Annotated in this window: 22 protein-coding genes, 1 tRNA gene and 1 pseudogene; 13 read left to right on the top strand and 11 right to left on the bottom strand. The window is 56.7% G+C overall.

Annotated elements, in window-relative coordinates; translation table 11 throughout:
• Window positions 1-15: 15 nt before the first annotated feature.
• Window positions 16-2,130, bottom strand: a complete 2,115-nt coding sequence (locus ABSG47_RS10100; RefSeq protein ID WP_424169435.1) for a PP2C family protein-serine/threonine phosphatase — start codon at window positions 2,128-2,130, stop codon at window positions 16-18.
• A gap of 98 nt (window positions 2,131-2,228) precedes the next feature.
• Between ABSG47_RS10100 and ABSG47_RS10105 the strand changes: the two genes are divergently transcribed.
• The 4 genes from ABSG47_RS10105 to ABSG47_RS10120 all read left to right on the top strand — a co-directional run bounded on the left by ABSG47_RS10105 (window position 2,229) and on the right by ABSG47_RS10120 (window position 4,641).
• Complete coding sequence (locus ABSG47_RS10105; protein ID WP_424169437.1) at window positions 2,229-3,044, top strand: sulfite exporter TauE/SafE family protein; 816 nt, start codon at window positions 2,229-2,231, stop codon at window positions 3,042-3,044.
• 93 nt (window positions 3,045-3,137) lie between these two features.
• On the top strand, window positions 3,138-3,593 hold the full coding sequence (locus ABSG47_RS10110; RefSeq protein ID WP_424169439.1) for a gamma-butyrobetaine hydroxylase-like domain-containing protein: 456 nt from the start codon (window positions 3,138-3,140) through the stop codon (window positions 3,591-3,593).
• Window positions 3,594-3,682: 89 nt separating this feature from the next.
• Window positions 3,683-3,925, top strand: a complete 243-nt coding sequence (locus tag ABSG47_RS10115) for a helix-turn-helix transcriptional regulator (protein ID WP_424169476.1) — start codon at window positions 3,683-3,685, stop codon at window positions 3,923-3,925.
• 23 nt (window positions 3,926-3,948) lie between these two features.
• Entirely contained in the window at window positions 3,949-4,641 is a 693-nt protein-coding gene (locus ABSG47_RS10120) for a hypothetical protein (RefSeq protein WP_424169441.1), read from the top strand.
• A 59-nt stretch (window positions 4,642-4,700) separates the two neighbouring features.
• Here ABSG47_RS10120 and ABSG47_RS10125 read toward each other — a convergent pair whose 3' ends face one another.
• Complete coding sequence (locus tag ABSG47_RS10125; protein ID WP_424169443.1) at window positions 4,701-5,573, bottom strand: SDR family oxidoreductase; 873 nt, start codon at window positions 5,571-5,573, stop codon at window positions 4,701-4,703.
• 274 nt (window positions 5,574-5,847) lie between these two features.
• Between ABSG47_RS10125 and ABSG47_RS10130 the strand changes: the two genes are divergently transcribed.
• Window positions 5,848-6,870, top strand: a complete 1,023-nt coding sequence (locus ABSG47_RS10130) for an AraC family transcriptional regulator (protein WP_424169445.1) — start codon at window positions 5,848-5,850, stop codon at window positions 6,868-6,870.
• Between the two features lie 73 nt (window positions 6,871-6,943).
• On the opposite strand, the gene ABSG47_RS10135 is transcribed toward ABSG47_RS10130, so the two are convergent.
• Together ABSG47_RS10135 and ABSG47_RS10140 are read right to left on the bottom strand one after the other, a co-directional pair.
• Window positions 6,944-7,714, bottom strand: a complete 771-nt coding sequence (locus ABSG47_RS10135; RefSeq protein ID WP_424169447.1) for a TIGR03435 family protein — start codon at window positions 7,712-7,714, stop codon at window positions 6,944-6,946.
• 74 nt (window positions 7,715-7,788) lie between these two features.
• Window positions 7,789-8,172, bottom strand: a complete 384-nt coding sequence (locus tag ABSG47_RS10140) for a nuclear transport factor 2 family protein (protein WP_424169449.1) — start codon at window positions 8,170-8,172, stop codon at window positions 7,789-7,791.
• A 399-nt stretch (window positions 8,173-8,571) separates the two neighbouring features.
• Here ABSG47_RS10140 and ABSG47_RS10145 point away from each other — a divergent pair, with 399 nt between their 5' ends.
• Both ABSG47_RS10145 and ABSG47_RS10150 read left to right on the top strand, forming a co-directional pair.
• Complete coding sequence (locus tag ABSG47_RS10145) at window positions 8,572-8,988, top strand: hypothetical protein (protein WP_424169451.1); 417 nt, start codon at window positions 8,572-8,574, stop codon at window positions 8,986-8,988.
• Between the two features lie 56 nt (window positions 8,989-9,044).
• On the top strand, window positions 9,045-9,530 hold the full coding sequence (locus ABSG47_RS10150; RefSeq protein WP_424169453.1) for a cupin domain-containing protein: 486 nt from the start codon (window positions 9,045-9,047) through the stop codon (window positions 9,528-9,530).
• A 93-nt stretch (window positions 9,531-9,623) separates the two neighbouring features.
• Here the strand turns inward: ABSG47_RS10150 and ABSG47_RS10155 are convergent, their stop codons facing one another.
• Window positions 9,624-12,158: a hypothetical protein gene (locus ABSG47_RS10155; RefSeq protein ID WP_424169455.1), complete on the bottom strand. Its 2,535-nt coding sequence runs from the start codon at window positions 12,156-12,158 to the stop codon at window positions 9,624-9,626.
• A 289-nt stretch (window positions 12,159-12,447) separates the two neighbouring features.
• Entirely contained in the window at window positions 12,448-13,047 is a 600-nt protein-coding gene (locus tag ABSG47_RS10160) for an LOG family protein (protein ID WP_424169457.1), read from the bottom strand.
• Window positions 13,048-13,503: 456 nt separating this feature from the next.
• Here ABSG47_RS10160 and ABSG47_RS10165 point away from each other — a divergent pair, with 456 nt between their 5' ends.
• Window positions 13,504-16,215 carry an ATP-dependent helicase gene (locus ABSG47_RS10165; protein WP_424169459.1) on the top strand — a complete coding sequence of 904 codons (2,712 nt, stop codon included), beginning with the start codon at window positions 13,504-13,506 and terminating at the stop codon, window positions 16,213-16,215.
• A 3-nt stretch (window positions 16,216-16,218) separates the two neighbouring features.
• Here ABSG47_RS10165 and glmS read toward each other — a convergent pair whose 3' ends face one another.
• Both glmS and purS read right to left on the bottom strand, forming a co-directional pair.
• Entirely contained in the window at window positions 16,219-18,102 is a 1,884-nt protein-coding gene (glmS, locus tag ABSG47_RS10170) for a glutamine--fructose-6-phosphate transaminase (isomerizing) (RefSeq protein ID WP_424169461.1), read from the bottom strand.
• Between the two features lie 67 nt (window positions 18,103-18,169).
• The gene (gene purS, locus ABSG47_RS10175) at window positions 18,170-18,418 is read right to left on the bottom strand and encodes a phosphoribosylformylglycinamidine synthase subunit PurS (protein WP_424169463.1); all 249 of its coding nucleotides are present in this window, start codon (window positions 18,416-18,418) and stop codon (window positions 18,170-18,172) included.
• Window positions 18,419-18,607: 189 nt separating this feature from the next.
• On the opposite strand from purS, the gene ABSG47_RS10180 reads away from it, so the two are divergent.
• Window positions 18,608-19,189 carry an inorganic diphosphatase gene (locus tag ABSG47_RS10180; RefSeq protein WP_424169465.1) on the top strand — a complete coding sequence of 194 codons (582 nt, stop codon included), beginning with the start codon at window positions 18,608-18,610 and terminating at the stop codon, window positions 19,187-19,189.
• Window positions 19,190-19,267: 78 nt separating this feature from the next.
• Here the strand turns inward: ABSG47_RS10180 and ABSG47_RS10185 are convergent, their stop codons facing one another.
• Window positions 19,268-20,605, bottom strand: a complete 1,338-nt coding sequence (locus ABSG47_RS10185) for an APC family permease (RefSeq protein ID WP_424169467.1) — start codon at window positions 20,603-20,605, stop codon at window positions 19,268-19,270.
• Between the two features lie 538 nt (window positions 20,606-21,143).
• On the opposite strand from ABSG47_RS10185, the gene ABSG47_RS10190 reads away from it, so the two are divergent.
• Window positions 21,144-21,237, top strand: a tRNA-Ser gene (locus ABSG47_RS10190).
• A gap of 181 nt (window positions 21,238-21,418) precedes the next feature.
• Here ABSG47_RS10190 and ABSG47_RS10195 read toward each other — a convergent pair.
• Window positions 21,419-21,805, bottom strand: a complete 387-nt coding sequence (locus ABSG47_RS10195; RefSeq protein ID WP_424169469.1) for a hypothetical protein — start codon at window positions 21,803-21,805, stop codon at window positions 21,419-21,421.
• A 687-nt stretch (window positions 21,806-22,492) separates the two neighbouring features.
• On the opposite strand from ABSG47_RS10195, the pseudogene ABSG47_RS10200 reads away from it, so the two are divergent.
• From ABSG47_RS10200 to ABSG47_RS10210, 3 genes and pseudogenes are all read left to right on the top strand, one after another.
• A pseudogene (locus tag ABSG47_RS10200) lies at window positions 22,493-22,627 on the top strand (ParA family protein); the annotation flags it as partial.
• A gap of 40 nt (window positions 22,628-22,667) precedes the next feature.
• Window positions 22,668-23,189 (top strand): P-loop NTPase family protein, encoded by a 522-nt coding sequence (locus tag ABSG47_RS10205; protein WP_424169470.1) that lies wholly within the window; start codon window positions 22,668-22,670, stop codon window positions 23,187-23,189.
• A complete protein-coding gene (locus ABSG47_RS10210) occupies window positions 23,186-23,545 on the top strand; it encodes a hypothetical protein (protein ID WP_424169472.1) in 360 nt (119 codons plus the stop codon). Before ABSG47_RS10205 ends, ABSG47_RS10210 begins: the two co-directional genes overlap by 4 nt.
• Window positions 23,546-23,603: 58 nt before the next feature.
• Here ABSG47_RS10210 and ABSG47_RS10215 read toward each other — a convergent pair whose 3' ends face one another.
• Window positions 23,604-24,548 (bottom strand): replication initiation protein, encoded by a 945-nt coding sequence (locus ABSG47_RS10215; RefSeq protein WP_424169474.1) that lies wholly within the window; start codon window positions 24,546-24,548, stop codon window positions 23,604-23,606.
• Window positions 24,549-25,356 lie beyond the last annotated feature (808 nt).

Below are 25,356 nucleotides of genomic sequence, written 5' to 3' on the forward strand. Positions count from 1 at the left end.
TTAGCCTGAAAATTCTCAGCGCGCGCCCATCACAGGCATCACCCGCGTATGAATCTTCGTAGTCGATTCCTCGGTCGCAGCCAATCTCCGCACCGTCAGCACCGTAATGTCATCTTCCTGGCCAAACTCCACGGCCATCTCCGTCGCCTGCGCCGCATCCGTCTTCACGGCAAACATCTCCCTCAGCCGCTCAAAGCCAAACAACTCTCCATTGTGCGTACGCGCCTCCAGCAGCCCGTCCGTATAAAGCGCCAGATGATCGCCTTCACGCAGATCAACTGCTGCTTCCTCATACAGCCCTTCTGGCAAAATCCCCAGCGGCAGTGATCCATCCATCGCAATCTCACTGCCATTAAGCATCGGAGCCATGTGTCCCGCGCTCGCCACAGTGCATCGCCCGCTCGCGGAAAGCCGCATGATCACGCAAGTCGCAAATCCGCCATTCATCCGCCCATGCAGTTGCGCATTCAGCGCGGTCAGAATCTCGCCCGGTTTGTAACTGTTCTTAGCCAGCGCGCGCGCCGCACCCACAATCAGCGATACCGTCATCGCGGCCTTCAATCCCTTGCCGCTCACATCGCCAATCATCACCAGCATGGAACCCGCAAAGTGGCCTTCCAGCGGAATCATCTGGAAGAAGTCGCCGCCCACCTCCTGCGCCGGACGATACGCACTGGTAACGCCATAGCCGCGCAGCATCGGCAGCGTCTCCGGAATCAACACTTGCTGCAGCTCGCGCGCGCTCTGGAACTCGCGTTCAAGAGCGCTCTGTTTTTCTGTCGTCTCGCGAACCACCTGGTAGACCGCATACATAATCGCCACCAGCAGCAGCGTATGCGTCAGTGTCGGCAGCGTAAAGCTGTTGCCGTTGAGCGAGAACAACGGTTCGGAGAGCCTGTCACCAAACGTCCAGTGCGTAAACCGGCTCCCCTGGTCGAAGGTATTTTTCAACCCCGCAACCAGCGCGTCGAGAGTTGCCGCAATCGCCAGAAACCACCGCGTCGCATCCAGCCGCCGCCGCAACGCAATCGCGATCAGCACCAGCGGATAAATCTCCACCACCGTCGGAATCACCGTAAGAATCCCGTCTGCCGCCTGTACCCAGGGCGCAAAGAACGGACTGCTCCAGTCGCACAGGGACAAAATTCCGTCCAGTCCAAAGCTCACTGCGTCCGCCACTGCCAGAATGCGCGTCCATCGCACTATACGCGGCGACCGGTTCAGACCAAAGAGGTAAAGCAGCAGGTACCACAGCCCCAGGTCCTGCATGCAGATAGCAATTTGCAGCCAGCCCAGGGCCGTCATGGCTGAAATCGGCAGGCGAAGCTGCGCCAACACCACGATTGCCACCCGCGCGAAAGAGTAAGCGCTCACCCCCAGCAGCGCGTACTGCTGCCGGTTGCGCAGCCACGCCAGTATCCCCAGCAGTGCCACCAATCCATAGAGAGAGGTCACGCCGAAAGTGAATTGCCTGCTGCGCAGCCACTGGTAATCGCTTTGCGCCTTGGCTGCCGCAATCGCTTTCGCGTCGCCCACCAGCGGCGGCGCGCTGAGTCCGCCCACCTCAGCCGGATCGAATGAAGTGAGCGGAGCCTTCCACACCCGCACTGCCAGCACGCCATCCCGAGCCGCTCCCAGGCCGAATGTATGCGGCGGCGGGGTATAAAGATAGGACGGTTTCGGCGGCAACTTCCCCATCCGCCCCACCAGTTGCCCGTTCCAGTACACCTCGTAAGCATCCTGCGCATCCGGTATCATCAGCGCGAAATCGCCATCCGTGCCATCCGCAGGCGCCAGGTGCAAATGTTTCCGGTACCACGCCACGCCCGCATACGACGGATGCCCCTGCGCGCCCCAGAAATCATCGGCAGTCAGTTGCTCCCATCCATCCACGCCCGTCGCATCCGTCGCATCGGGCTGCGCCCACGCCATGTTGTCGCCAATATGAAACTGCCACTTGCCATCAATCGGCGCAGTGCCTTTGCCCAGGCTCTCAATGCTCAACACCGGACTCGACGTCACATTCGACGTGGGAGACGCGGCAGGAGCAGCGTGGACAACCAGGCCGAGGCAAAGCAATCCCGCAACAGGAAAGAAACAGCGCAGTAACCGAAGCATGACAGCAAGCATACCGCTCCACCCGCGCGCGCGAAAACCTGAATTGCAAACAATCTGCGCCAATAAGCGGCAGCGGCCCGCCGCACTCCGCCATCTAAAATTGAAGTGGGATGAACCACCTCGCAGTCTTTGCTTTCTCACCGGTTTCTACCTTCTTCAGTTGGAACCTCATCTGGCTCGCAGTCGCCGCATTTCTCGGCGGAGCGCTCAATGCAGTCGCCGGCGGAGGTTCTTTCCTGCTCTTTCCCGCGTTACTCGGCACCGGCATGCCTCCCATACAGGCCAACGCCACCAACACCGTCGCGCTCTGGCCCGGCCAGCTCACCTCCATCGCCGCTTACCGGCAGGACATTCGCAAGCATCTCCGCCTGGCCATTCTCATGGGCCTCGCAGGCTTCGTCGGCGGCATCATCGGCGCCATCGTCCTGCTCAACACGCCGCAGCAGACCTTCCTGCATCTCGTCCCCTGGCTCTTGCTCATCTCCGCCGGCATCTTCGCCGCCAGCGGCCCCGTCACACGCTGGCTCGAACGCAGAAAGGGAAGAGTCCGCGCAGCCAAACCCGATCCGCCGCGCCTTCCTCTCTTTTTACTCACAGTCATCGTCTGCTTTTACATCGGCTACTTCGGCGCAGGCGCAGGCTTCCTCATCATCACGCTGCTCTCGGTCTTCGGCATGGAAGACATGAATGAGATCAACGCCCTCAAAGTCGTCTCCACCACCATGGCCAACGGCGTCGCCTTCATCATCTTCGTCGTCGGCAAACAGGTCGAGTGGCGCTACTGCCTTCTCGCCATGGTCGCCGCCGCCATCGGCGGCTACTCCTCAGCCAGCCTCGCCCGCTTCGTTCCGCGCAAGGTACTCCGCGTATCCGTCATCGTCATCGGCTTTGGCATGGCCGCATGGTTCTTCTATAAGAACCGATAAATTCAGATCGGCGTGCATCCTCAAACATGGTTATGACCGCCGCGCCGCCAACCGACCCCTGACCCCTGATCCCTGATCTCTTAAAATAGATACATGAGTCACGAAGGAATCCGCTTCGTCAGCGCGGAAGATCAATCGCGCATCGAAGCGGCACAAAAGCCGCTCACCCGCACCGCCATGACGCCCGCAAAGGTGCGCGTGCTCATTACAGAAGGCAAGGGCCTGGAAATCGATTGGCAGGACGGCCACAAGAGCGCATGGGACTTCAAATGGCTCCGCAACGCCTGCCCCTGCGCCACCTGCATCGACGAGCGCTCCAAAGAAGGCCGCATCGCCGGCCAGCCCAAAGCCGCAAAGGGCGACCTGCTACCCATGTACACGCCACCCGCCAGGCCCGCCAGCGCGCAAGCAGTCGGCCGCTACGCCATCCAGCTCAACTGGCAGGACGGCCACTCCGCCGGCATCTATTCATGGGAATACCTCCGCCGCCACTGCCGCTGCGGAGAATGCGAACTAGCCGCCACCAGGCTCACCGGCGCCCCAAACTAGACTGCATTGCAAAAGACTATAGGCAGTTGCTCGCTTAATTTTGTTTGTTGCGTAGTAGCAATAAATCAATTTAGTATAGAAATACTATGATGTATAACCGTATTGCTGTTTTGCGTGCCGAGAGATCGATGAGCCGACAGATACTTGCCCGCGAGCTCGGTGTCAACCAGCAAACCGTCGGTTTCATCGAGCGTAGCGACTACGTGCCATCGCTGGAGCTGGCCTTCAAAATCGCGCGATTTTTCAACCTGCCTATCGAAGCAGTGTTCTCACCGGAGCCGTTTCGCCCTTTGAGCGAACAACTGTATGAGATGCCGCGCAAGCAAGCGTGACAAACAAAAATCGAGGAACTTTCATGTTGAATCCTGACCCGGCCAAAGTTCGTTACCTTGGCATTGACCTGCATTCCCGCACGCGCCGCCGCATTGTCGTGCTCGTCACGTGGATTCTCTTCTTTGTCGGAATGAGTGTGCTCACCTTCGCTCTGGACACTCCAGCGTTCTTCCGGAGCCACTCGGCAATCGGCCTCTATTGCGCATTGTTGTTCGCGAATTTATTCACGCTGGGCAGTGTCTTTCGAGAAGGTAGTGTACTCAAACGCTTCGATCTTCCCGTATGGCGCCTCCGCAGCCTGGGCGGAAAACAGTTCGTCCTGATCCGCGATCTCAATGGCTGGGCAAAATACCAGTATGGCGCGCCGCTTGCCGAACTTTCAGAAGAGCAGCAGCACGAGGTGCTGCTCAAATACCGCGTTGGCTCATATCTCTTTCCTGCCGACAAAAGCAAGACCCCGGAGCGTCTGGATGAACGGGAAATTGTCGTGCGCGATCAGGCTTCCAGAAATGTCCTGAGATGGATCACGCTCTTGTGTTTTTGTCTCGCCGGGTCGTATGCGTGCAAAGCGATTCCGCTTCGTCCCATAGATGTCTCCATGACCTTCATAACTCTGGGGATTGCCGCATTCATCATGCCCAAGAGCATCATCCTGTGGAACGAGCCCGATCCCCGCATCAGCGGCGATCTTCAGCCTGTAGAACAAACCCCATGATGTAACCCGCGGTCACCCCATGTCCGCGTGCGCGGACATGGGGCTTCAACGTCTCCGCCTCAGTACTTCATAGCCTTCAGATCCGCAATCATCCCCGGACCAGTAGGATTCCATCCCAGCCTCTTCCGCGTCAACGCGCTTGTCGCCGGCATATCCAGCCCCGCAAACATCGCCAGCCAGCCAAAATGCCCCTGTGCCTCCTCTGGTGAAATGCTCACCACCGGCACCTTCAGCCCAGCGCCAACCACCTCGGCAACCTCCCGCATGGTCACTCCCTCTTCCGCCACGGCATGATACTTCTTGCCCGTTTCCCCTTTTTCCAGCGCAAGCTTGTAGAGGCGGGCAACATCCGTAACATGCGCCGCCGGCCAGCGATTCTTCCCCTCGCCGATATACGGTGAAACACCTTTCTCGCGGGCTATCTGAACCACGTATGTGATCAGCCCCTGCTTCACCGGATCGTGAACCTGCGGCAGCCGCACCGTGGAGGCCCGAATACCGCGTTCCGCCAGCGCATCTGTCGCCGCCTCTGACGCTCGGGGCAGTCGAGGCGAAGGCTGATCGTCTTCCGTGGCAGAGCGTCCATCGGCCATCAGCGCCAGCCCTCCCGTCGTCAGCAGCGGCTTCTGTGTCCCCGCCAGAACCGCGCCAATGGCCTCGATCGCTGCCTTGTCAATCGCGCAATTTTCCTCAAACTTTGAGAAGTCATGAATAAACGCCAGGTGGATCACCGCATCGGCCTTTTCCGCACCCGTACGCAAGCTCGTCAGATCCGTCAAATCGCCGCGATGAATCTCCGCGCCCAACTCGGCCAGCCTCTTCGCATTGGCGTCATTGCGTGCAAGGCCAAGCACACTATGCCCCGCGCCAATCAGTTCCGGAACCACTTCCGACCCAATAAATCCCGCCGCGCCCGTCACAAAAACACGCATGATCACATCTCCTTTTGCGGGCTGGCTGGCAGGTCGGGCTTTTAACCCCGGCATGGCTGATAGGCCGGAGTTTTAACCCCGGCAACAACGGCCGCAAAAGCAACGGGGCTTTAGCCCCTGAGGTATGCTTTTCCAGCCCCGCCACAGCCTCACTATCAGCAAACTAATCCTCAAAAGCCATACGATCTATACTTCGGAATCCGTAATACCTTCGCAATCGTCCAATCTGCTAGAACTGTCCGCCCCGAACCGCCTCCTCGCAGGAGTCCTATAGATGAATCCGCTCACGGATGTGCCAGACCCGCTCTCCGACGTCCTCTCGCTCCTCAAGCCCCACACCTACGTTGCCGGCGGCTTTGACGTCGGCGGAAGCATCTCCATCCAGTTCGGCCGCCATGACGGCATCAAGTGCTACGCCGTCGAATCCGGCCAGGGCTGGCTCGCCGTCGAAGGCATCTCCGAGCCCGTGCGCCTCACCGCCGGCGACTGCTTTTTGCTCCCGCATGGCCGCCCTTTTCTGCTCGCCACAGATCTTTCCACGCCGCCCACGGACTTCCGCACCCTCCTCGCATGCAAACCCAGGCTCACCGATGGCCGTCTCGTCATCATCAACGGCGGCGGAGAATGCTGCATCGTCGGCGGCCACTTCGCCTTCACCGGCAGTCACGCCCGCATCCTGCTCGATCTCTTGCCCACCGTCGCGCACATCCGCAAGGAATCGGATAAATCCGCCATGCGCTGGTCGCTCAACCGCATGCGCCAGGAGCTAAGCGATCCGCGCCCCGGCAGCTTCCTCGTCGTCCAGCATCTTGCCCACATGATGCTCGTGCAGGCCCTGCGCCTCCACCTGGCTGGCGGTCTCCAAAACGACTCCCAATCCAGCCCGGAAAATAGAGTAGGCTGGCTCTTCGCCCTCGCCGATCCCCAGATCGGCACAGCCATTCAGGCCATGCACTCCAAACCCGCCCATCGTTGGACGCTCCACGAGCTGGCCGAAGAAGCAGGCATGTCGCGCTCCAGCTTCGCGCGGAGATTCAAAGAGACCGTCGGCAAATCCCCCATGGAATACCTCGCCCACTGGCGCATGCTCGTCGCCGCGGACAAGCTCGCAAACACGCGCAACTCCATCTCGGAAATCGCGCTCACCCTCGGCTACGAATCCGAAAGCGCCTTCAGCACCGCCTTCAAACGCACCATGGGCTGCTCCCCCCGCCAATACGCCCGAGGCTGCCCACCCGTCCCCGCATCCATCATCCATCCAGCCGCAGACAATCAGCTTGAAGCAGTAGCAGGCTGAGCCGTGGAGAAATTTATCCAGCGAAGAGAATGACGCCGCCTTCACGTTGGCCGTGAAGTAAGTCGAGAAGCTGTTAGTTCTCAGCAGGTGTCAGGTCCACGTGGTCAACGACAAGAGAGAGCACATCAACCTTAGAGGAGACGAGCTTCAGACCGTACTGCTCTTCAAGAGCAGTAAAAGGGGATGGCTGATCAGAATCCTGCTGGTCCAGACGTGCGAAGTGAAGGTCAAAGTCATACTTTCCGCCAATCCCTGTTGCATCCTTCACCGGCTGCTCCACAATCCTGGTCAACATATCGGCGAATGATCCAAGAGTGACCGATTGTGCTTTGATCTCGTTCGCGAAAAGGTACACATACGGCTGCTCTTCTGCTTTCGCTGGGGTCAGCCTTGGTCCCTTCTTTGCGACAGTCAACTGATACCCGGAGGCTTGGGTCATCGTCGTATGAGCTGCCAAATGAAGGCGCTCAGCCAAAAGCTTTTGCAGTGGCGCGTGAATTTGCTCGTAGGTCAAGCCCTGGTCCCCGGATGCAGTCGCTGCAATTGTGTATTCAGCATCTTCAAGCTGTGCGGGAATCCCTTTGATGTATCGAGGATCAACCCCGTAGGCCATAGAAAGCAGATTTCCCAGGGAGATGTTCGTGGCCCTGAACTGATGCGATCCCCACGGCGACACGGAAGTGAGCCCTCCTTCGCCAGAAGCCACCAGTCTCAGAGATGCCGTTTCGAAGCTCTGAGGCGCAGTCGCAGGGCTCACACTCTGAGGCTGCGCCATCGTTGTGAAACCGCAAAGCGTTACCATCAGCAGCGCGCGAATTGGGATTCCTGCAGCAAGACGAGACATTCCAACCCTACTTAATGCCAGCGCGAAAATTATATAAGCGTTGCGAAACCAGGAGAACCCAATTCAATGCGTCATCACCCAATCTGCTGAACCCACTGCCTCCGCCACTCCGGCGCTTCAAACGGATCGGCAAAATACTGCGTCTCATGCACAACCTTGCCCTCGCGAAACTCCATAATGCTCACCGTAAACGCCCGCCGCTCCTGATAGTGGATCGTGTATTCGGTAACCCACAAATCACCCGCGCCCACAATCCGCTTCACCTCAAACCCTGAAGGCTTGCCCGGGTGATGACTCCGCAGCGCCTGCAAATTCTTCCGCCCAAAAATCCGCTCGCCTGACTGCGGATAATCGCAAACCGCATCGTCCGCGTAAATATCGTGTTCCGCATCCGCATCACCCGCCGCCGAAGCACCCCAATGCGCATTCAGTGCCTCGCGTATCTGTTCTTCACGCATAGTGCCTCCTGGTGTTACTTTTTTTCAAGCTCATGAAACCCGCGGAATAAACCCCGGGCTCCCCGTATTCACCACATCATTCAGTCTCTGCCGAGTCGGAATGTTTCTAGCACCATCCCGCCGTGACGGAAAGCCTACTTTCACGCCACCGATAGCAGCGCGCAGGGGAAAAAATCGCAGCCAAAGCATTCTTTGCAGAATCGAACTGCTAAAATTGGCCTCGCTTCCCAAGCCACCTTCTTCCTATCTTAGAGCAACGACAGAGCTAGCCGCGGGTAGTGCAGGATCAGGATTGACTAAATTGTTGCCCGGAGCTGGACTGCTCTTGGATGGTGCAGCTGCAAAACATGACAATGACGAAATGATGGCTGATTATCAAGAATGCATGGAGCATAACTGATGGAAGACGAGAACACTAATGATGTTTCGCAGGATCCTTTGGAGGATGTTTCGGCGGATACTGTGAAGATATGGGCAGTGATATCGTTCTTGCTTACACTCCCGGCTATGGCAATTCTGAGTCACTACATTGATCCGGGAAGAGGACGAGCAGCTGGGATAGCACTGGGGTTCATGATTTTTTCAGTTACGGCGTTCTGGTACCTGAGAAGGCATGTCTGGTTTTGGATGAGTATTGCGATCCTAATAATTGTCCATGTCGCTCTGATCGTCTTCGTTCCTTGGAGTAATAGGAGCCTTCCAGCTCCACTTCTTTGGCCAATTGGCATTGTAGATTTTGTAGCTATATGGGGGTTTATCAAGCTGATCGAGAAGCTGATGCTCAAGAGAATGGGGAAAGGTTTCTCGAAGAGCTGATACAGGGTTATTCAGATCTTCGAGCCTTAGCAACCCCAAGCCATAAGGAGCCGACAATGCTTTCTGAACTTCTGCCGCTAACAACATCCACAGCCGATGCCCCAGCCTACTGGTTCCTCAATAGTCTCAACATCGTCCTGGCAACAAGTGAATCCACAGGCGGCGCATTTTCGCTGGTTCACCATACAGCGCCTCCGGGCCATGCCACGCCTTACCACCTCCACCATGTCGAGGACGAGGCATTCTTTGTGCTCGACGGCGAGTTTACTTTCATTTGTGAAGGAAAGAAGACAGTTCTCGGTCCGTCCGGATACATATTCCTGCCACGCAATCGTCCGCACGGAATCCGGTGCACCAGCGCCACTCCCTCCACCATGCTTATTTTGGCAATGCCAGGCACCGGATTTGTAGGAATGATGACAGAGATGGCCCAGCCTGCCGAGCAGCGCATTCTTCCCACACCCACCACGCCGGACTTTGAAAAGCTGACAATGCTCTGCGCCAAGTACAAGATCGATGTTCTAGGACCGCTACCCGACTGATCGGATGAAAGCTTCGCTCAGAATGACGTTACTTTCGCCTGTGCAGTCACACCGCTGGGGCTCAAGTGCGAGATCAGGGTTACAAGATCAGTATTACGGCTGCGCTGAGACTGGCGCCGAGGCAGATGCCGAATGTATCGGCGTGGGCAGCTTTACGGTAGCCGCTGCTCCCGGATCGTCGCGCAGCTTCAGATAAAGCGTCGCTCCATCTGTTGGGGTTGGCACGGCAAACTCGTCCTGCGAGAACCCGCTCGGAACATCGACTGACTTGGCGAAATCTTTTCCCGAGCCGAACGACTGCACTAGAAAGAGATTTTTTCCGCTCACCGCGCAGGTCGCCGCATCGGCGGTCGTGCACTTGACCTCGCTAATCTCGGGCGTCCTGACCAGGATACCCAGCCGCGTCCAATCACCCATGCTTCCGTCTTCCGCTATCGGCCGCATAGCGAGCGGGCCGAACGCCGATTGTCCAAACGCCTTCAATGGATCCAGCGTCACCACCGCCGTGTGATCATCCTGCAGCACCAGGCTATTGTCCGCAAGTGACAGCACTGTCCTGCCGCGTTGGTTGGTCGTAGCGACCTCTATCTTTTGCGTAGGCGGAAACACATCTTTCGTCGTAACCACGAAGGTCAGCTTTCCGTGCAGCGGGATCTCATCCTTGCCGCTCAGTACAACCTGAAACGTTCCATTCTCTTGCGCCGCGGACGCGTTCATAGACACCAGCGTCAAGCCTGGCCTGGCCGCTGCGGCCGTAACTTTAACCGGCAACACGCGCCCATCCTTTAGCTTTACCTTCGCCTCATCGCCATCTTTCGGAGTGACAGCAGCCTTCGCCTCCAGGTGTACCGTCGCGTCATCGCTTCCGGCAGCGGGAGTAAAGGTCTGCCCACCCAAGTCCAACGAAACAACGCTGGCCAGTCCCTTGCCCGTGAGCACTGCGGTCTGGTCTCCTGCGTGGATCGTGAATGCATCCAGCTTGATATTCGCGTTGTACGCCGTGAGGGGAATGTGCTCTTGATTTTCATTACCGAACTGCTTGATGCCTAGCGAATATCCGCCCGGCTCTACGCTCTTCAGCGACACATTGAGCGCGAGGGTGTCTTTCTGCAACTTCTCTCCATCACCCTTCGCCGGCTCGTACTTTACATTGACATCCTTGGCGTCTTTCGCGCCCTGTGCCGGGCTGAGTGCAATATGCTCCACGCAAGCCGTTCCATTTCCGCTAAGCGTCAGCTTGCTGTCCTGACCCGCCATCAGCTTCGTGTCACCAACAATCTTCCAGTCTTTGCCATCCACCTGCTGCAGATTGACCGTCGGCCCCTCGAAGTGGTCAAACCCCCAGAAACCCTCCACCGTCCCCGTGATCGTCAAGTCTGTCGATGAACCCATCTTGCCCTGCAGCTTCACCGCATCGTTCGCCTTGGCCGCCCAATCGTCCAGCGGTTTCCGTTCTTTATCCGTAGCCACCACCAGTCCGCCCTGGTCCGCATCCGCAGTCAGCGGCAGGTCCACAGGAGCGCCAGTCCGGTTGAGGTGCAGCACCATGTCATGCGCCAGCGACGTCGAGAACACCAGCGGAGCCCCTTCGATCGCCATGACCATCTTCGGGTTCTTCAGGCACGACACTTCATCGGCATTGCTCGGCTTAAGCGGCGGCAGCTTGGCGGCCTGCACAGCCGGCAGCGCAATTACCATAACCGTCTTCGGATTCAGGAAGGAGGGCGGCGTATTCAGCTTGAGATTCAGAGTGGAACCCTCCGGCAACGAAAGAGCCGGAATGTACTGAAACTGCGCCGTCTTCATCAGGTTGACGATATGAACCACATCCACAATGACGCCCACATACGCGGAGTAGAGTCCGTAGCCTGCCTGCGGCGTATACGACGCGTTGCTGGCTAGGTCCTGTGCGGTCCCAGACGAGAGCGCTTCCGACACCGTCATCTCATGCCCGTCATTCAACAGCACCGGGACGCTGCCCTGCGTTAGGCATGTTACCTGCTGCTCCACCGGCTGCTTGAAACAATCCGGATTTGGCTTCAAATCCAGCGTTGTCGCCAGCTTCGCCGAACGGTCGGCAATGACCTTGGGATCTTTCGAATCAACCTTCTTCATCGCCGCAAGATAGTGTTGTATCCGCTGCTGCTCGAACGACGCCTCGTTCAGCCCGGCATCCGCACGGATAAATAGCCCCGGTCGCCCGCGTACGGCTCCTCGCAACGTCTTGAAATCACCACCGGTCTCCGGTGCAATGAACATCAGCGCCTGCTCTGCACCCTGTGGCACGGTGATCACCGTACCTTCGGCGGTCTTCTTGTCCCATGTCTCGATCTCGTGGAACCAGTCCTCGGGTGGTTCATTCGTCGTCCCACGTAAAAAAGCTACGATCACCAAAAGGTGATTGGACTGCGTCGAAGGCAGATCCGCCTTGATGCGAAGCTTGTCTCCTGCCAAAAGGTTCGGCACCTGGGCAATAGGCAGTTTCATGCCTCCCCGTTCCACCTGCACATCCACCTTGGGACCCGGCAGGTCGAACTTAACCGCGTCATCTGCCCACCCCTGCGAACCCCCTCCGAAAACTCCCACCAATCCAGCAATGAGACAAACGACACGAGTAATACCCTTCATCACAATTTCGACCTCGGCGAGTTTCCGTCATTCATTACGATGCTCACAGTTTTGGTGCCGTTGTACTGTGCGGCAAGCCACTGTGCCATAGGAGCCGATGCAGTTGTAAAGTCAATAAATACAAAGATCTGATTCTTCACCGAGAGGAACAATGTGAGAGTTCCTGTTATTGTCGAAAGCGAATAAGTCGCGAGAAACGAATATATACGAAGTAAACTTCCGGCTAGCCTGACTTGCTCTTTGCACGAACGGTGGGAGACGTACGACCTTTTTATAGCCTTGGCTTTGTCTAATAGACCTTATTACCTTGTCCTGCCTCAACCACCATGCCCACCGCTTCTTCCGCATTCTCCGCCACCCGCATCAGCCCCCGGTTCTGCGCCTTCAGAAATCCTTCGCGCACAGCCAGGTCAAGAAAGCTCAACAGCCCATCCCAATAGTTCAGCGTATTGATCAGGATGCACGGCTTCGCATGAATCCCGAGCTGCGCCCAGGTAAGCACTTCCATCAGCTCATCGAGCGTCCCGTACCCTCCGGGCAAAATCAGAAAAACATCGGCCAGCTCCACCATGCGCGCCTTGCGCTCGTGCATGGACGAAACCGGCTCCAGTCGCGTCAGCCCCACATGCGCAATCTCACGGCCCGAAAGCACCTCCGGCAGCACGCCGATCACCTCGGCCCCGCCGGTCAGCGCAGCATCGGCCACCGCACCCATCAGCCCGCAATTCGCCCCGCCATACACCAGCCCCAGCCCCGCCGCGGCAATGGCCTTGCCAAGCGCCTCAGCCTCAGCCAGGTACGCGGGATTGTTGCCCATCGCAGAGGCACAGTAAACGGCAATGCGGCGTAACGCATGAGATGTAACAGGGGACTGAGCGTAATTTGTCATTTCCCCTCAGAATATCCGCACACCGCCTGGTTACTTTGGTCCAATGCCCTTTCGTACCGTCCTTACCCTTCAGATAGTTTGCATAGAATTAACCCCATTTGTGCTTTACTAATAATCAGCAGGGAAAAGTGACGGCCCGAATCCATCCCGGATTCGGGCCGTTTTATTTTCACGGCACACCAGCCGAAAGGAGGAGCAATGACTCAAATCTCCTGCAGTCCCTTAGTCCCCATAGTCCCTTCAGTCCCCCTGTGCGGCATAGGAACTGTGCCGCACAGATCTGCACAGTCCTGCAATGAAGATCGCATAAAGATTTTTATAAGGAGTGTGGAACCTTCCGCAACCCAAACAAAAAACATCACTTCAGAAACAGCCTTGCACAGGATAACTCGCCGAAAATCCGAATTCCCCGCAACAGGTAAACTGGTTAAGGACTCTTCCCACCGGACCGCAGCTTTGCCCTCTCTTGTTGCCAAACTGAACCCCCAGCAGCGCGAAGCTGTCGAAACCGCCGAAGGTCCGCTCCTCATTCTGGCCGGCGCAGGCTCGGGTAAAACCCGCGTCATCACCAGCCGCATCGCCTGGCTGATTGAAGAGAAAGGCGTCGCTCCGGATTCAATCCTCGCCGTGACCTTCACCAACAAGGCCGCCTCCGAGATGGGAGAGCGCGTGGAGCGGTTGATGGGCCACGCGAGTCTGGCCAAACCGCTCATCTCCACCTTCCACTCGCTCTGCGTCCGCATTCTCCGCCGCGACATCGAAGCCCTGCAGGTAAACGGCCAGGGCCTCACACGCACCTTCGCCATCTACGACGAAAACGACCAGCAGAACATCGTCAAGCAAGTCATGCGCCGCATGGGCCTCGATACCAAGCAGCTCACACCGCGCAACGTACTCGGCAAAATCTCCTGGGCCAAGAACCACATGGTCGATCCGCAGGAGTTTTACCTCGAATCCAAGGACGCAAACTCCGAGCGCATCGCCCACATCTACCGCCAGTACAAAGACGAGCTCAAAAAGAACAACGCGCTGGACTTCGATGACCTCCTGCTCGAAGCTGCCCGCCTGCTCAAAGTCTCTGAACCAACACGCGAGCGCTACCAGCGCCGCTATCGCTATCTGTTGGTCGATGAGTACCAGGACACAAACCGCCCGCAGTATGAGCTGATGAAGCTCCTCGCCGGAGAAGCAAAGAACGTCTGCGCCGTAGGCGACGAAGACCAAAGCATCTACTCCTGGCGCGGCGCAGACATCCGCAACATTTTGGAGTTCGAAAAAGATTTTCCCAACGCCAAGATCGTCCGCCTCGAACAGAACTACCGCTCCACCCAAACGATCCTCGAAGCAGCAGGCGCAGTCGTCGCCAACAACCTGCGCCGCAAGGGCAAGAAGCTCTGGACAGACCGCCAGGGCGGATCGCAGATCGGCTACTACGAAGCCCCCGACGGCGAAAATGAAGCACTCTTCATAGCCGACCGCATCCAGAAGTTCTTGCGCGAAACCAGCGCCGAGGGCGAACAAGGCAAGTGCGCCGTGCTTTACCGCACCAACTCGCAGTCGCGTCTGGTCGAAGAAGCGTTACGTCGTTACGGCGTCCGCTACACCATGGTCGGCGGCTTCAGCTTTTACGATCGCGCGGAAATCAAGGACCTGATGGGCTACCTGCGCCTGGTGGCGAATCCGCATGACTCCATGGCGTTGCAACGGGTGATCAACGTCCCTGCGCGCGGCATCGGCGCAACCACGCTGGCCACGTTGGAGCGGCTGGCACTTGAAACAAACACGTCCACATGGGAAGCAATGTCCTCGGCAATCAAAAACAAGCTGATTCCCACACGCGCACTCATGGCCCTTGAGAGCTTTCAGCAAATGATGGTAGACGCGCAGGCCATGATGGACCCGGATTTCGCAGGCAAGCTCGCCGACGACGTAGGCGCAGCAGCAGTCGACGAAGGTGACACGGATTTTTCGTTTGGAGCAGAAGCATCGAGCGATGAAAGCACGGAATTCAGCTTCGGCGACAACAACGATGCCGACTCTGCGCAAATGCCGCTGCTCGATTTTTCCAGCTTCTCTCCATTTGCATCGTCAGAGAAGAAAACCGAGCCGAAGAAGGCATTTCTAAAAATCCCAAAGCAGACTGAGACCGCCGCGGAAGCAAACCAAGGCACAAAAGAACGGGAGCCATTTAGAACCCCAGGCGATGCCGCAACGTTACCCGAGCTGATCCGCTTCGTAATCGATCGCTCCGGATACATCAAAGCCCTTGAAGCAGAAGGCTCGCCAGAGGCCATCAGCCGGATTGAAAACCTGAAGGAACTCGCAAACGCAGCGCATGACGCCGAAGTTCGCGGAGAAACATTGGCGGAATTCCTCGACCACGCCGCGCTGGCCTCAGACGCGGATCAGTTCGACCCAGAAGCGCGCGTGACACTCATGACGCTGCATGCAGCCAAGGGCCTGGAGTTCCCGCTGGTCTTTCTTGCCGGCATGGAGGAAGGCCTGTTTCCGCACTCGCGCACGCTCAACAATCCGGAAGAACTCGAAGAAGAGCGCCGGCTCTGCTACGTGGGCATGACGCGAGCCATGAACACACTCGTGTTGACACGCGCCCACTATCGCCGCCGCTACGGCAACGACGCGCCGGAGCAGAGCATTCCTTCGCGGTTCCTCGAAGAGATCCCACCGATGCTGATGGAGAACCTCAGCCCACGCGGGCAGGCATCGCCAGGCTATCGATCCGCATTCGGCGCAGGACGCCGCGGTAACGAAAATGAATTCGGCGATCAGCACTTCGATTACGAGAATGAAAATCAAGAAAGGCCGAAGCTTACCTACAGCTACGGCAACAACAGCAATGCCAGTCCTAAAAGCAAAAGCCCAGGAGCACCGCCAGATACAGGATCTCTCGACAACATCGCGCGGTTCTTCGGCGGCAAGGGCGGTGCATCGAAACCAGGTGGCTTCACGCGACCCGCAATGGATCTGCCCGAGCCCACCGGCGCAGCCGGCCTGAAGAAAGGCCAACGCGTGCGTCACACCAAATACGGCGAGGGCACGGTGCTCATGCGCGAGGGCGAAGGCGAAGATGCCAAGCTAACCGTGATGTTCGCGCGCCACGGCATGAAGAAGCTAATGGAAAAATTCGCCAATCTCGAAAGACTGTAGCGCCTATTCAACGGTAACCGACTTCGCAAGATTCCGCGGCTGATCCACATCCGCCCCTCGTCGCACAGCAATGTAGTACGCCAGCAACTGTAGCGGAACCACTTCAAGAATCGGCGCAAGCAGCTCCGGAGCCGGCGGAATAAAAATCGCCTGCTCCACAAGTGAGCCAATCGTCGAATCGCCCTCCGTGGCAATTGCAATCACGCGGCCCGAGCGCGCCGTGACCTCCTGAATGTTTGAGAGCGTCTTTTCATAGCGCAGCTTCGATGCCGGATCGGCCTCATCGCGCGTGGCCAGCACCACAACCGGCAGCGTCTCGTCGATCAATGCATTTGGTCCATGCTTCATCTCGCCCGCCGGGTAGCCTTCAGCGTGAATGTAAGAGATTTCCTTGAGCTTCAGCGCGCCTTCCAGTGCGATAGGGAAGTGAACGCCTCGCCCAAGATAGAGAAAGTCACGCGCATTCGAAAAGTTCACCGCAAGCTTCTCGCATTGGTCTGACGCCGAGCGCAAAATCTCCTCGATCTTCGCAGGAACTTTGATCAGCTCCTCCATCAGCGCAACCGATTGCGCCTTGTCAAGATGATTGCGCAGCTGTCCAAGCTTCAGCGCCAGCAGAAACAACGCGGTAAGCTGCGAACTAAACGCCTTTGTAGACGCCACACCAATCTCCGGCCCCGCATGCGTGTAAACAACTCCATGCGCCTCACGCGCCACCATCGCGCCCACCACGTTGCAGATGGCAATCGTCTTCGATCCAAGCGCCTTCATCTCGCGCTGCGCCGCAAGCGTGTCCGCGGTCTCACCGGATTGCGTTATCAGCAGGCCCAGCGCAGCGGGGTCGGGAATAGGATTGCGGTAGCGGTACTCGCTCGCATAGTCCACATCCACAGGCAGCCGCGCCAGCCTCTCAATCATGTATTTACCGGCCAGCGCCGCATGCCAGCTCGTACCGCAGGCTGCAATGTTGATGCTCGCAGCGCGTGCCAGCTCCTCATCCGGCAGATCCATCTCTCCAAGAAATACCTTGCCGGAATCAAGCGAGATGCGCCCCAGCGTTGTATCGCGAATTGCGCGCGGCTGCTCCCAGATTTCCTTGAGCATGAAGTGTTTAAAGCCGCCCTTTTCCGCCTGAATTGGATCCCAGTGAATGCGCGTCAGCTCTCGCTGAACAGGATTGCCGTCAAAGTCAGTAAAGCTCACACCCTGCGGCGTAAGAACGGCCATGTCGCCATCGGCCAGAAAGACCATATTGCGTGTGTAGTGCAAAATCCCCGGTACGTCGGACGCGATAAATGACTCGCCCTCACCCACCCCGATCACCACAGGAGGCCCCGACCGCGCAGCAACAATCTTGTCCGGTTCGGAGGCAGAAAGAACGCCCAGCGCAAAGGCGCCAGTGAGTAGCTTCACCGCTCGCTGCACAGCATCTTCCAGCTTCAGCGGAGCGCCCGCATTTTCAGCATCCTTCAGGATCTGCTCAATCAGGTGCGCAATGATTTCAGTGTCGGTCTCGGTAACAAATTTATGCCCAAGCCCGATAAGCTCGCGCTTCAGTTGCAGATAGTTCTCAACGATGCCGTTATGCACAACGACAATGCGCCCAGTGCAGTCCCGGTGCGGATGCGCATTCTCTTCCGTAGGCCGTCCATGCGTAGCCCAGCGCGTGTGGCCAATGCCATAGGTCCCATCAAGAGGGTGGTCTTTGAGAACAGCCTCAAGGTTCTGCAGTTTGCCCGCAGCCCGGCAGACCTCCAGCAGTGCTCTCTCAGGGCTGCCCACGGCAATGCCCGCTGAATCATAGCCGCGATATTCCAGGCGGCGCAAGCCTTCCACAATGACAGGAACAACTTTTCGAGAGCCGACATAGCCGACAATTCCGCACATGGCTTGATTGTATGGGACGGCTTTTAGTGCGAAATGAACGCGTCGAGGCGACGGCGGGAGCGCCCTGCTACTCCTCTATGCGGTATGTAAACTCTTCAATAACGGGGTTCGTCAGCACGTCGCGGGCAATCTTTTCCACCTGCTCGCGGGCTTGGTCGTCGGTAAGGGCGCCATCCAGATCCACCACAAAGTATTTGCCCTGGCGAACCGCCTCTACCTTGTCGTAGCCGATCTTGCGGAGGGCATTCTGGATGGTCTGGCCCTGTGGGTCCAGGACCGAAGTTTTCAATGTAACGTAGACATGCGCCTTCATCATCCCTGATTATAGTAGTTAAGCTGCACTTACAGGCGGTCCGCAAAAAGCAGCCAGCTGTTTATCACGGAATTTTTCTATTGGTCATGGATATGCATCTAATCTAAAAAGATACAGAACTGCCATTTTCAACATTTCAATATGTCTGCCCTTGCGGACTGGGCCCAAAGAGAGAATAGGAGAAAGAAGATCATGGTGAATTACCTCGAGTTGCCGATCGGTGACCGCTTCCCGGAGGTGTTTCGCGCGGTTATTGAGATTCCCAAGGAAGGGACGCAGAAGTTCGAGTACGACAAAGAACTCCACGTCTTCAAGCTCGACCGCAATCTGCATTCGCCCGTCCATTACCCCGGCGATTACGGCTTCATCCCCTCCACGCTGAGCGAGGATGGCGATCCGCTGGATGTGCTCGTGCTGGTGCCCGGCCCCAGTTTCCCCGGTTGTGTCCAGGAGGTTCGCCCCATCGGCGTGCTGGAAATGCTGGACCAGGGCGTTCCCGATGAAAAAGTGCTGGCGGTGGGCAAAAACAATCCGCGCTACTCGAATGTGTGGAATTACACAGATATCTATCCGCACATGCTCAAGGAGATCACGCACTTCTTTTCGATCTACAAGGATCTGGAGCTCAAACGCGTCGAGATCAAAGCATGGCATGATGCTGCTCATGCGCGGGACAAGGTCATCGAATGCGCGCGTCGCTTTGAAGAGAATGCCGCACGCAAAGGGGTGGCCGCCGAAGTTTCAGCCGACAAGCTGCTCAAGGCCGACAAGTAAGGTTCTGATCCAAACATTACACGCCGTCCCGCGGGCTAAGTATCGTTCCGCAGGACGGCGTTCCGTTTTGTACAAAGGTTATTCCGTCGCTGGCGCAGGAATCTCTCTGTTCCGTCCAGCGCGTGGAGTAGCAAAGCGGTAGAGCAGCGGTCCCAGGAGCGCCACTATCAGCGAGAAAAGTAGCGCGGAGATCGATTCGCCGCCTAGCTTTACCTCGTCTGTGCGTGAGGCATAGAGCGCATAGATCATCAGCGCCGCAGGCCCCAGGCCTAGCAGGCATGCACAGGCCAGGTTGCCGGTCTTGAACGGTCGCGCCAGGGCAGGCTCGCGAAGACGCAGCACTACCAGCGCCACAAACTCCAGCATCAAACTTGTTCCATACAGAACAATGTCGATGGTGATGAGCTTTTCAAATGGCAGCTTCAACGCCAGCGCCCACGCCAGGCCGCACAAAATCACGCTCACCCACGGCACGCCACGGCTGTTGCGTCTGGCCACAAAGCGCGGCAGCATTCTGTCCTCCGCCATCGCCATCGGCAGCCGCGAATAGCTCATGACCAGCGCATTGAACATGCCCACGCCCGTGATCACACCGCCCGCAGCCACGGCCCAGCCCAGCCAATGTCCGATTCCAGCCCCGCCAATCTGCGTTGCCGCCGAAATCCAGTCGCCGGTCTCGAAGTTTGTTACGCCCAGCCCGGCCAGCGCCATCGCAGCAAGCGGCAGAATGTACGTCACCGTCACCAGCGCCGTCGAGACAATCATCGCTCGCGGATACACCTGCTGTGGATTGTGAACCTCCTGCGCCACGGTGGAAGCATTGTCCCATCCCATGTAATTCCACATGGCTACCAGCACCGCTGTCGAAAGTGCCGTGCTTGACGCCGGTCCGCTCCACTGCACCGCCGGGTGCAGCGTAAAGCCGTGCCAGAAACCGAGCGTAACAAACACCACAAAAGGCGAGAGCAGTAGCACGGACATCCATACTGAGCCATCGCCAACAGCCGGCGCGCCCCACAAATTCCAGATGCAGCACAACGCCACGATGGCTAATGACCACATCCAGCCGCGCCGGCCCGCTGTCAGTGCTGGATCAAACTTCCCCAGGTATTCCACGGCAAAGGCTGGATAGATAGCCATGTCGAAGACGCTGGCAGAAAGCGAAAGCCATCCTTCCTGGTAGCCCCAGAACGGCCCCAGCGCACGCCGCACCCAGATGTAAAAGCCGCCGTCTGCGGGAATCGCGCTTGCGAGTTCTCCGATCATCAGCGCTGTAGGCAGGCTCCAGATAATGGGCAGCAGCAGCAGAATCAGAATGGCACGCGCAAAGCCTGCACCGCCCAGAATGTCCTCAATGGCGTATGGCCCTCCCGACACCATGAAGAAGGTGGCCGCGACAAGCGGAAGCAGATGCATTTTCCGGCGAGTCGGCGAAGAGGTGAAACGCATGAATGTGAATCTAACAAGAACTTCTACGCATACAAAGCAGGAAAGTGGCCTGCGAGAAAGATTTCCTGCGTTCTAAAACACTTCCCGATATCCCCGGCCTCGGCACAGTTGGCAGAAATGATCTCCGCGCCCCCGGCAGTCAAGGCATTGAATCCGGCCAGCGCCATTGCAATGCACGCATAGGCTCCCAGAGGCTTCTCCGTTTCCGTTACACCGTACGCACTTGATCTGTCCGTTTGAAATGCAACGGAGGCAAGGGGACCGCCCCGTGGCGCTGCATCGATGGCACTCATGCCGGGAGAACATGGCAAGTCCTCATATCCATTTCTGACTGTATTGTTTTTGTTCGTTGCTTGCCGGGTAGGAACTCACTTTAGCACCGCGATAGTGAAACCATGAGTAAAATTCGCCTCCGCCTGGCCTGTGTTGCATGATCGGAAAATATGTCGGAATTGGTCGATTCCGACAGTTGACTCCAGTATCGGTTATAATCAGCTGAACAGCCGGAGAGATGGCCGAGTGGCTGAAGGCGGCGGTTTGCTAAACCGTTATAGGGCCTAAAAGCTCTATCGGGGGTTCGAATCCCCCTCTCTCCGCCAGTAAAATCTAGGGCTTGCAACTCGCACAATCTAAAGCAAATCCTCTTCCCGCCAAGCGGATTGCGAGCCCGCCAATTTCATTCCTCATCATTCCATTTCACTCAGCTTGACCCGGCTATAGTGACAAAACAGTGTAGGTTGCAGCCATGTGCAGCTCCGTCGTGAACCTGTCACTATCGACTCAAAGGCTTCGGCTCCCTTCAGCCCCCTGCCCTTCGTCCGTCGCTCCTCTGACTATCCTGCGTGTCAAGGTAAAGGGCTTTACATCCCTTCCCTGCAGTTGTTCCTTCAACTTGTCCCAAACTTCGTCAGCGCATTGATCGCCGGTGGCGTTGACGTGTGCCACTGCTTCCTCAGCAATACCAGGGAGAGCTACTGCGAGTGCCCCCACGCTTGGAGTCTTACCGGCAGCCCATTCCTGCAAGGTTTTGCGGGTTCCAGAGTCAAAATGCGGACTGGACTTTACCGCGTCCGCCAGATTTCTGAATGACTCTCTGACCTCTACTGAAAAATGGACTGTCATTTCCCGTGAGTCGATTTCTGTAGCCTTGCGTACGTGTTTCGTCATGGGTTTCTCCGTTGTGTCGGCACGGGATCTACGGCGGCCGAGAGACGAAGACCATAGGGGAAGGCGGAGCCAATTCAAGTTAAGGTTTTTTGACGGGCGATGGGCCCGGACATCGAGACTTATACTGGCCTCTATGGCATTGCAGGACATTCTGGCTCAAATTGATGAAGAAATTGCCAACCGACAGAAAGCGCGCGCTCTTCTCGCTGCCTCTGGCCTCCTAACCGCTGCGCCAGCAGCCCGTCGAGGCAGGCCCAAAAAGAGTGCCGCTGCCCCCTCCCCTACCAAGTCTGGCAAAAAACGAAATCTCTCTCCAGAGGGCCGCGCCCGCATCGCGGAAGCTGTAAAGCGCCGCTGGGCCACGCAGAAGGCGAAGCAGAAAACCAAACCGTAGTGGATTACACCTTCGTTCGTTTCTTCCGCGCGTTTGAAAATATCCGAAGGCAATCCAATTCCAATCAGGAAACGGGGGGCAGTACGTTTGCCATTGGATTTCTAATAGACAACGGAAGGCAATCCGATGCCAATAGGAATACAGATAGAAATATGTTTGCCATCAAATATCGGATAGCCCACTGGTGTCCATTGGATATCCGATAGATATCCGTATGCCATCTGATTTCACTTGAGTATGGAATAGCCTTCGGCTAGAGTGCCCGCCATATGTAATAGCGGTGAGGACTCTGTATGCCAACTATTGTGTTCGCAAATCCTAAAGGCGGCGTCGGCAAATCTACAGCAGCTGTGCTGTTGGCGACAGAACTGGCAAGCCACGGTGGTTCCGTAACCATGATTGACGCCGATCCAAACCGTCCACTCACTCAGTGGGCCGCGCGTCCGGGCAAAACCAGACAAGTTGATTGTGATCGACACCACCACCGAGGAATCGATCATCGATACCATCGAGAAATCAGCCATTCAAACTCAATTCGTCATTGTCGATCTGGAAGGAACGGCGTCGATGATGTCTGGTTATGCGATGAGCCGAGCAGATCTTGTCATTATCCCAGCGCAAGGGTCTCATCTGGATGCGACTGAAGCGGTGAAGGCTATCAAACTCGTTCGGGGCCAAGAGAAGGCCTTTCAGAAGAAAATCCCATTTGCCATCCTATTCACGCGCACCAGCGCTGCAATTCGCCCGAGGACGCTGCAAAGCATCGAAACGGAATTCGCTCAAAATGGCGTTCCTATGTTTGGCACCCAAATTCACGAACGCGAGGCGTATCGTGCTGTATTTGCCTTTGGCGGGACGCTCGCCAGCCTTGATTCATCGCAGGTCGCCAACTTACCCGCAGCCAGGCAGAATGCCCGCGCATTCGCAGGTGAGGTTATCGAGACTCTCAAGAAGAGCGCGACTGCTAAGAAGCAAGAAGAGGTTGCATGATGCCGAACATTCGCGCCAGCGTATTCGGAGAAGATGCGGACTCAGCGCTCGACGTTGGTGCTTTCTCCCCCAAGACTTCGATAGATACCGAGGCGCCACCGGTTGAGAAGGTAAAGGAGGTATCGAAAGCAGCCCAATTCTCAAGCCGCCAACCGGTCGCCCCTAAGCCTGAAAAACAACACAAACGTCTCCCACGCGTCTATCGCACCGGCCGGAACGTACAGTTTGGTGCGAAGGCCTCGCAAAAGACGATAGACAGTATCTATGACGTCACGGCGCAGCAAGACTGGGTCTTAGGAGAGACTTTGGAGAACGCTATTGAAGCGCTCAAACGCGAACTCGCGCGCAAGAAATAGGCTCAGCCGTTTCTCGCAAGAATGAAATTCCGCAAGCAGAAGCCACGTAGTGAGTAGGCTAAGCTACTTGTCCCTTGATGAATTCCTGAATGTCGGCTTCTGGAGCACCGGAAGCGCGCATGGCTTTTACTGTGCCGTCTATCCGGTCCTGCAGTGAAGGGGAGGGGAGACTTTTCGATTCAGTGCCCACTGGAGTTTCAGCCTTTCCGCGTAAGCGGGCCATACGGCCGATCTTGACTTGTTTCAGTTCGTTATACGCCGCTTGCAAGTCGGGTACATCCTTACGCCACCATGCCACTCGGAACCCGGTCACGAGTCCACGTAATTGTCCACCTTTGCGGACTGCTTCAATTGATACACCGAAATCAGCTAGCCCGTTTACTTCCAGAGCGGCAGGGTGAATAACTCTTTGCAGCAAATTCGGTATACGTTCCAACTTTCCATCGGGCACTCCAAGGAGTGCGCGGAAATCCTCGACAGTGAATTCTTCCTGCCAAACATGGGTCAGATTAACGCGAGCCGTAATCAATTCGTAAAGAGCCAGCGCGTACTTGGAAGTGAAAGCAAATACTATAGCGCTCCGCACGCGGCCCCACAAAGTTGAGTCCTTGATGATCTCGCGCATTCCCCGTGAAAAGCTATAAACGACCTGCCCAGCCGGATTATTGTCATCATCGCTGACGGTCGTGTCTGAAAGGATCTGTACCATTTTGGTGGCCGGTGCGCCCTTGCTATCTTTTGTCGGCACCTCAACGACCGTCTTCATCAGGCGAAGGATGGAATCCTTCACTCGCTCACCACCCTTATGCGCGCCACGTAGATCGGAGATGCCGATGACGTGAGTGATGTCGTCGCAGAGCTTCGCGCCGGCATTCGCGTAAAGAACATTCATCACGCGGCGATCCTGTAACGACAGTCCGCCAGTGCCGCGAATTTCTATGAGCTCACGAGCTTTAGCAAACTCATCGCCGTTTGGCTTTTGATCAATGTTTCTGTATCTCACAAGGGTATGGGATACCTGTATCGTAACCTTGTGTCAACGACGAGGTTACGTTATATGGCCCCCGAAAAGTTACGATAACGCACCCGGTCCCCCAAGAAGTTACGTTAGAAATGGATGTAACGAACACTGCATGGATCGCAACGGTGTGTCATTCCGCTACAGGAGCAATGGTCAACGTATAGGCCTGCAAAAGAGCGATAACTTCCCCCGAAAAGTTACGATGCGCAGCTCTTCCCCCAAAATGTTACGATCACAAGCTTGTCGTGAGAACGGCACTCACTAACAATTGCAGAGCAAACCCTCGCGATATGCTCTTTATGGCGATTCTGTGCAATCCGCACATATCCCCAGTATCACTCCCCCGAGAAGTTACGATACGATTCCCATCCCCCAAGAAGTTATGATCGTCGGCCGACGATGAACGCGGCGCTCAGCACCAGCCCTAACGCATGTTTCCAGATAGAGAGCAGATGGGTCGTACCGGTGTTCCGCAGAATTCCTGAGTAGCATCCCCCGGAAAGTTACGTTACGCCCCCGACAGGTTTTGATAGCCCCCCGAGAAGTAATGCAAATCCCCCGAAACGTTACGATCACTCTCGGAACGGTTTGAATTTTCGCGTTTTTTTTTGATGAGGAAACTTGAATTTATGAATTTGAATTCTTAGATGGTGGATAACTGCACACCCATTTTAGAACTTATCCGTGAATAGCTGTGGTCTGCCTCCAGCAAATCATGGCTGCGGCCAGTGACAGCAGAGCCACGTAGCTCTCTTCGGTCTTTTCGAAGCTGACCAGTAGTTTTCGAAAT

Origin of the sequence: Occallatibacter sp. (genome assembly GCF_049510455.1) — a bacterium.
GTDB lineage: Bacteria > Acidobacteriota > Terriglobia > Terriglobales > Acidobacteriaceae > Telmatobacter.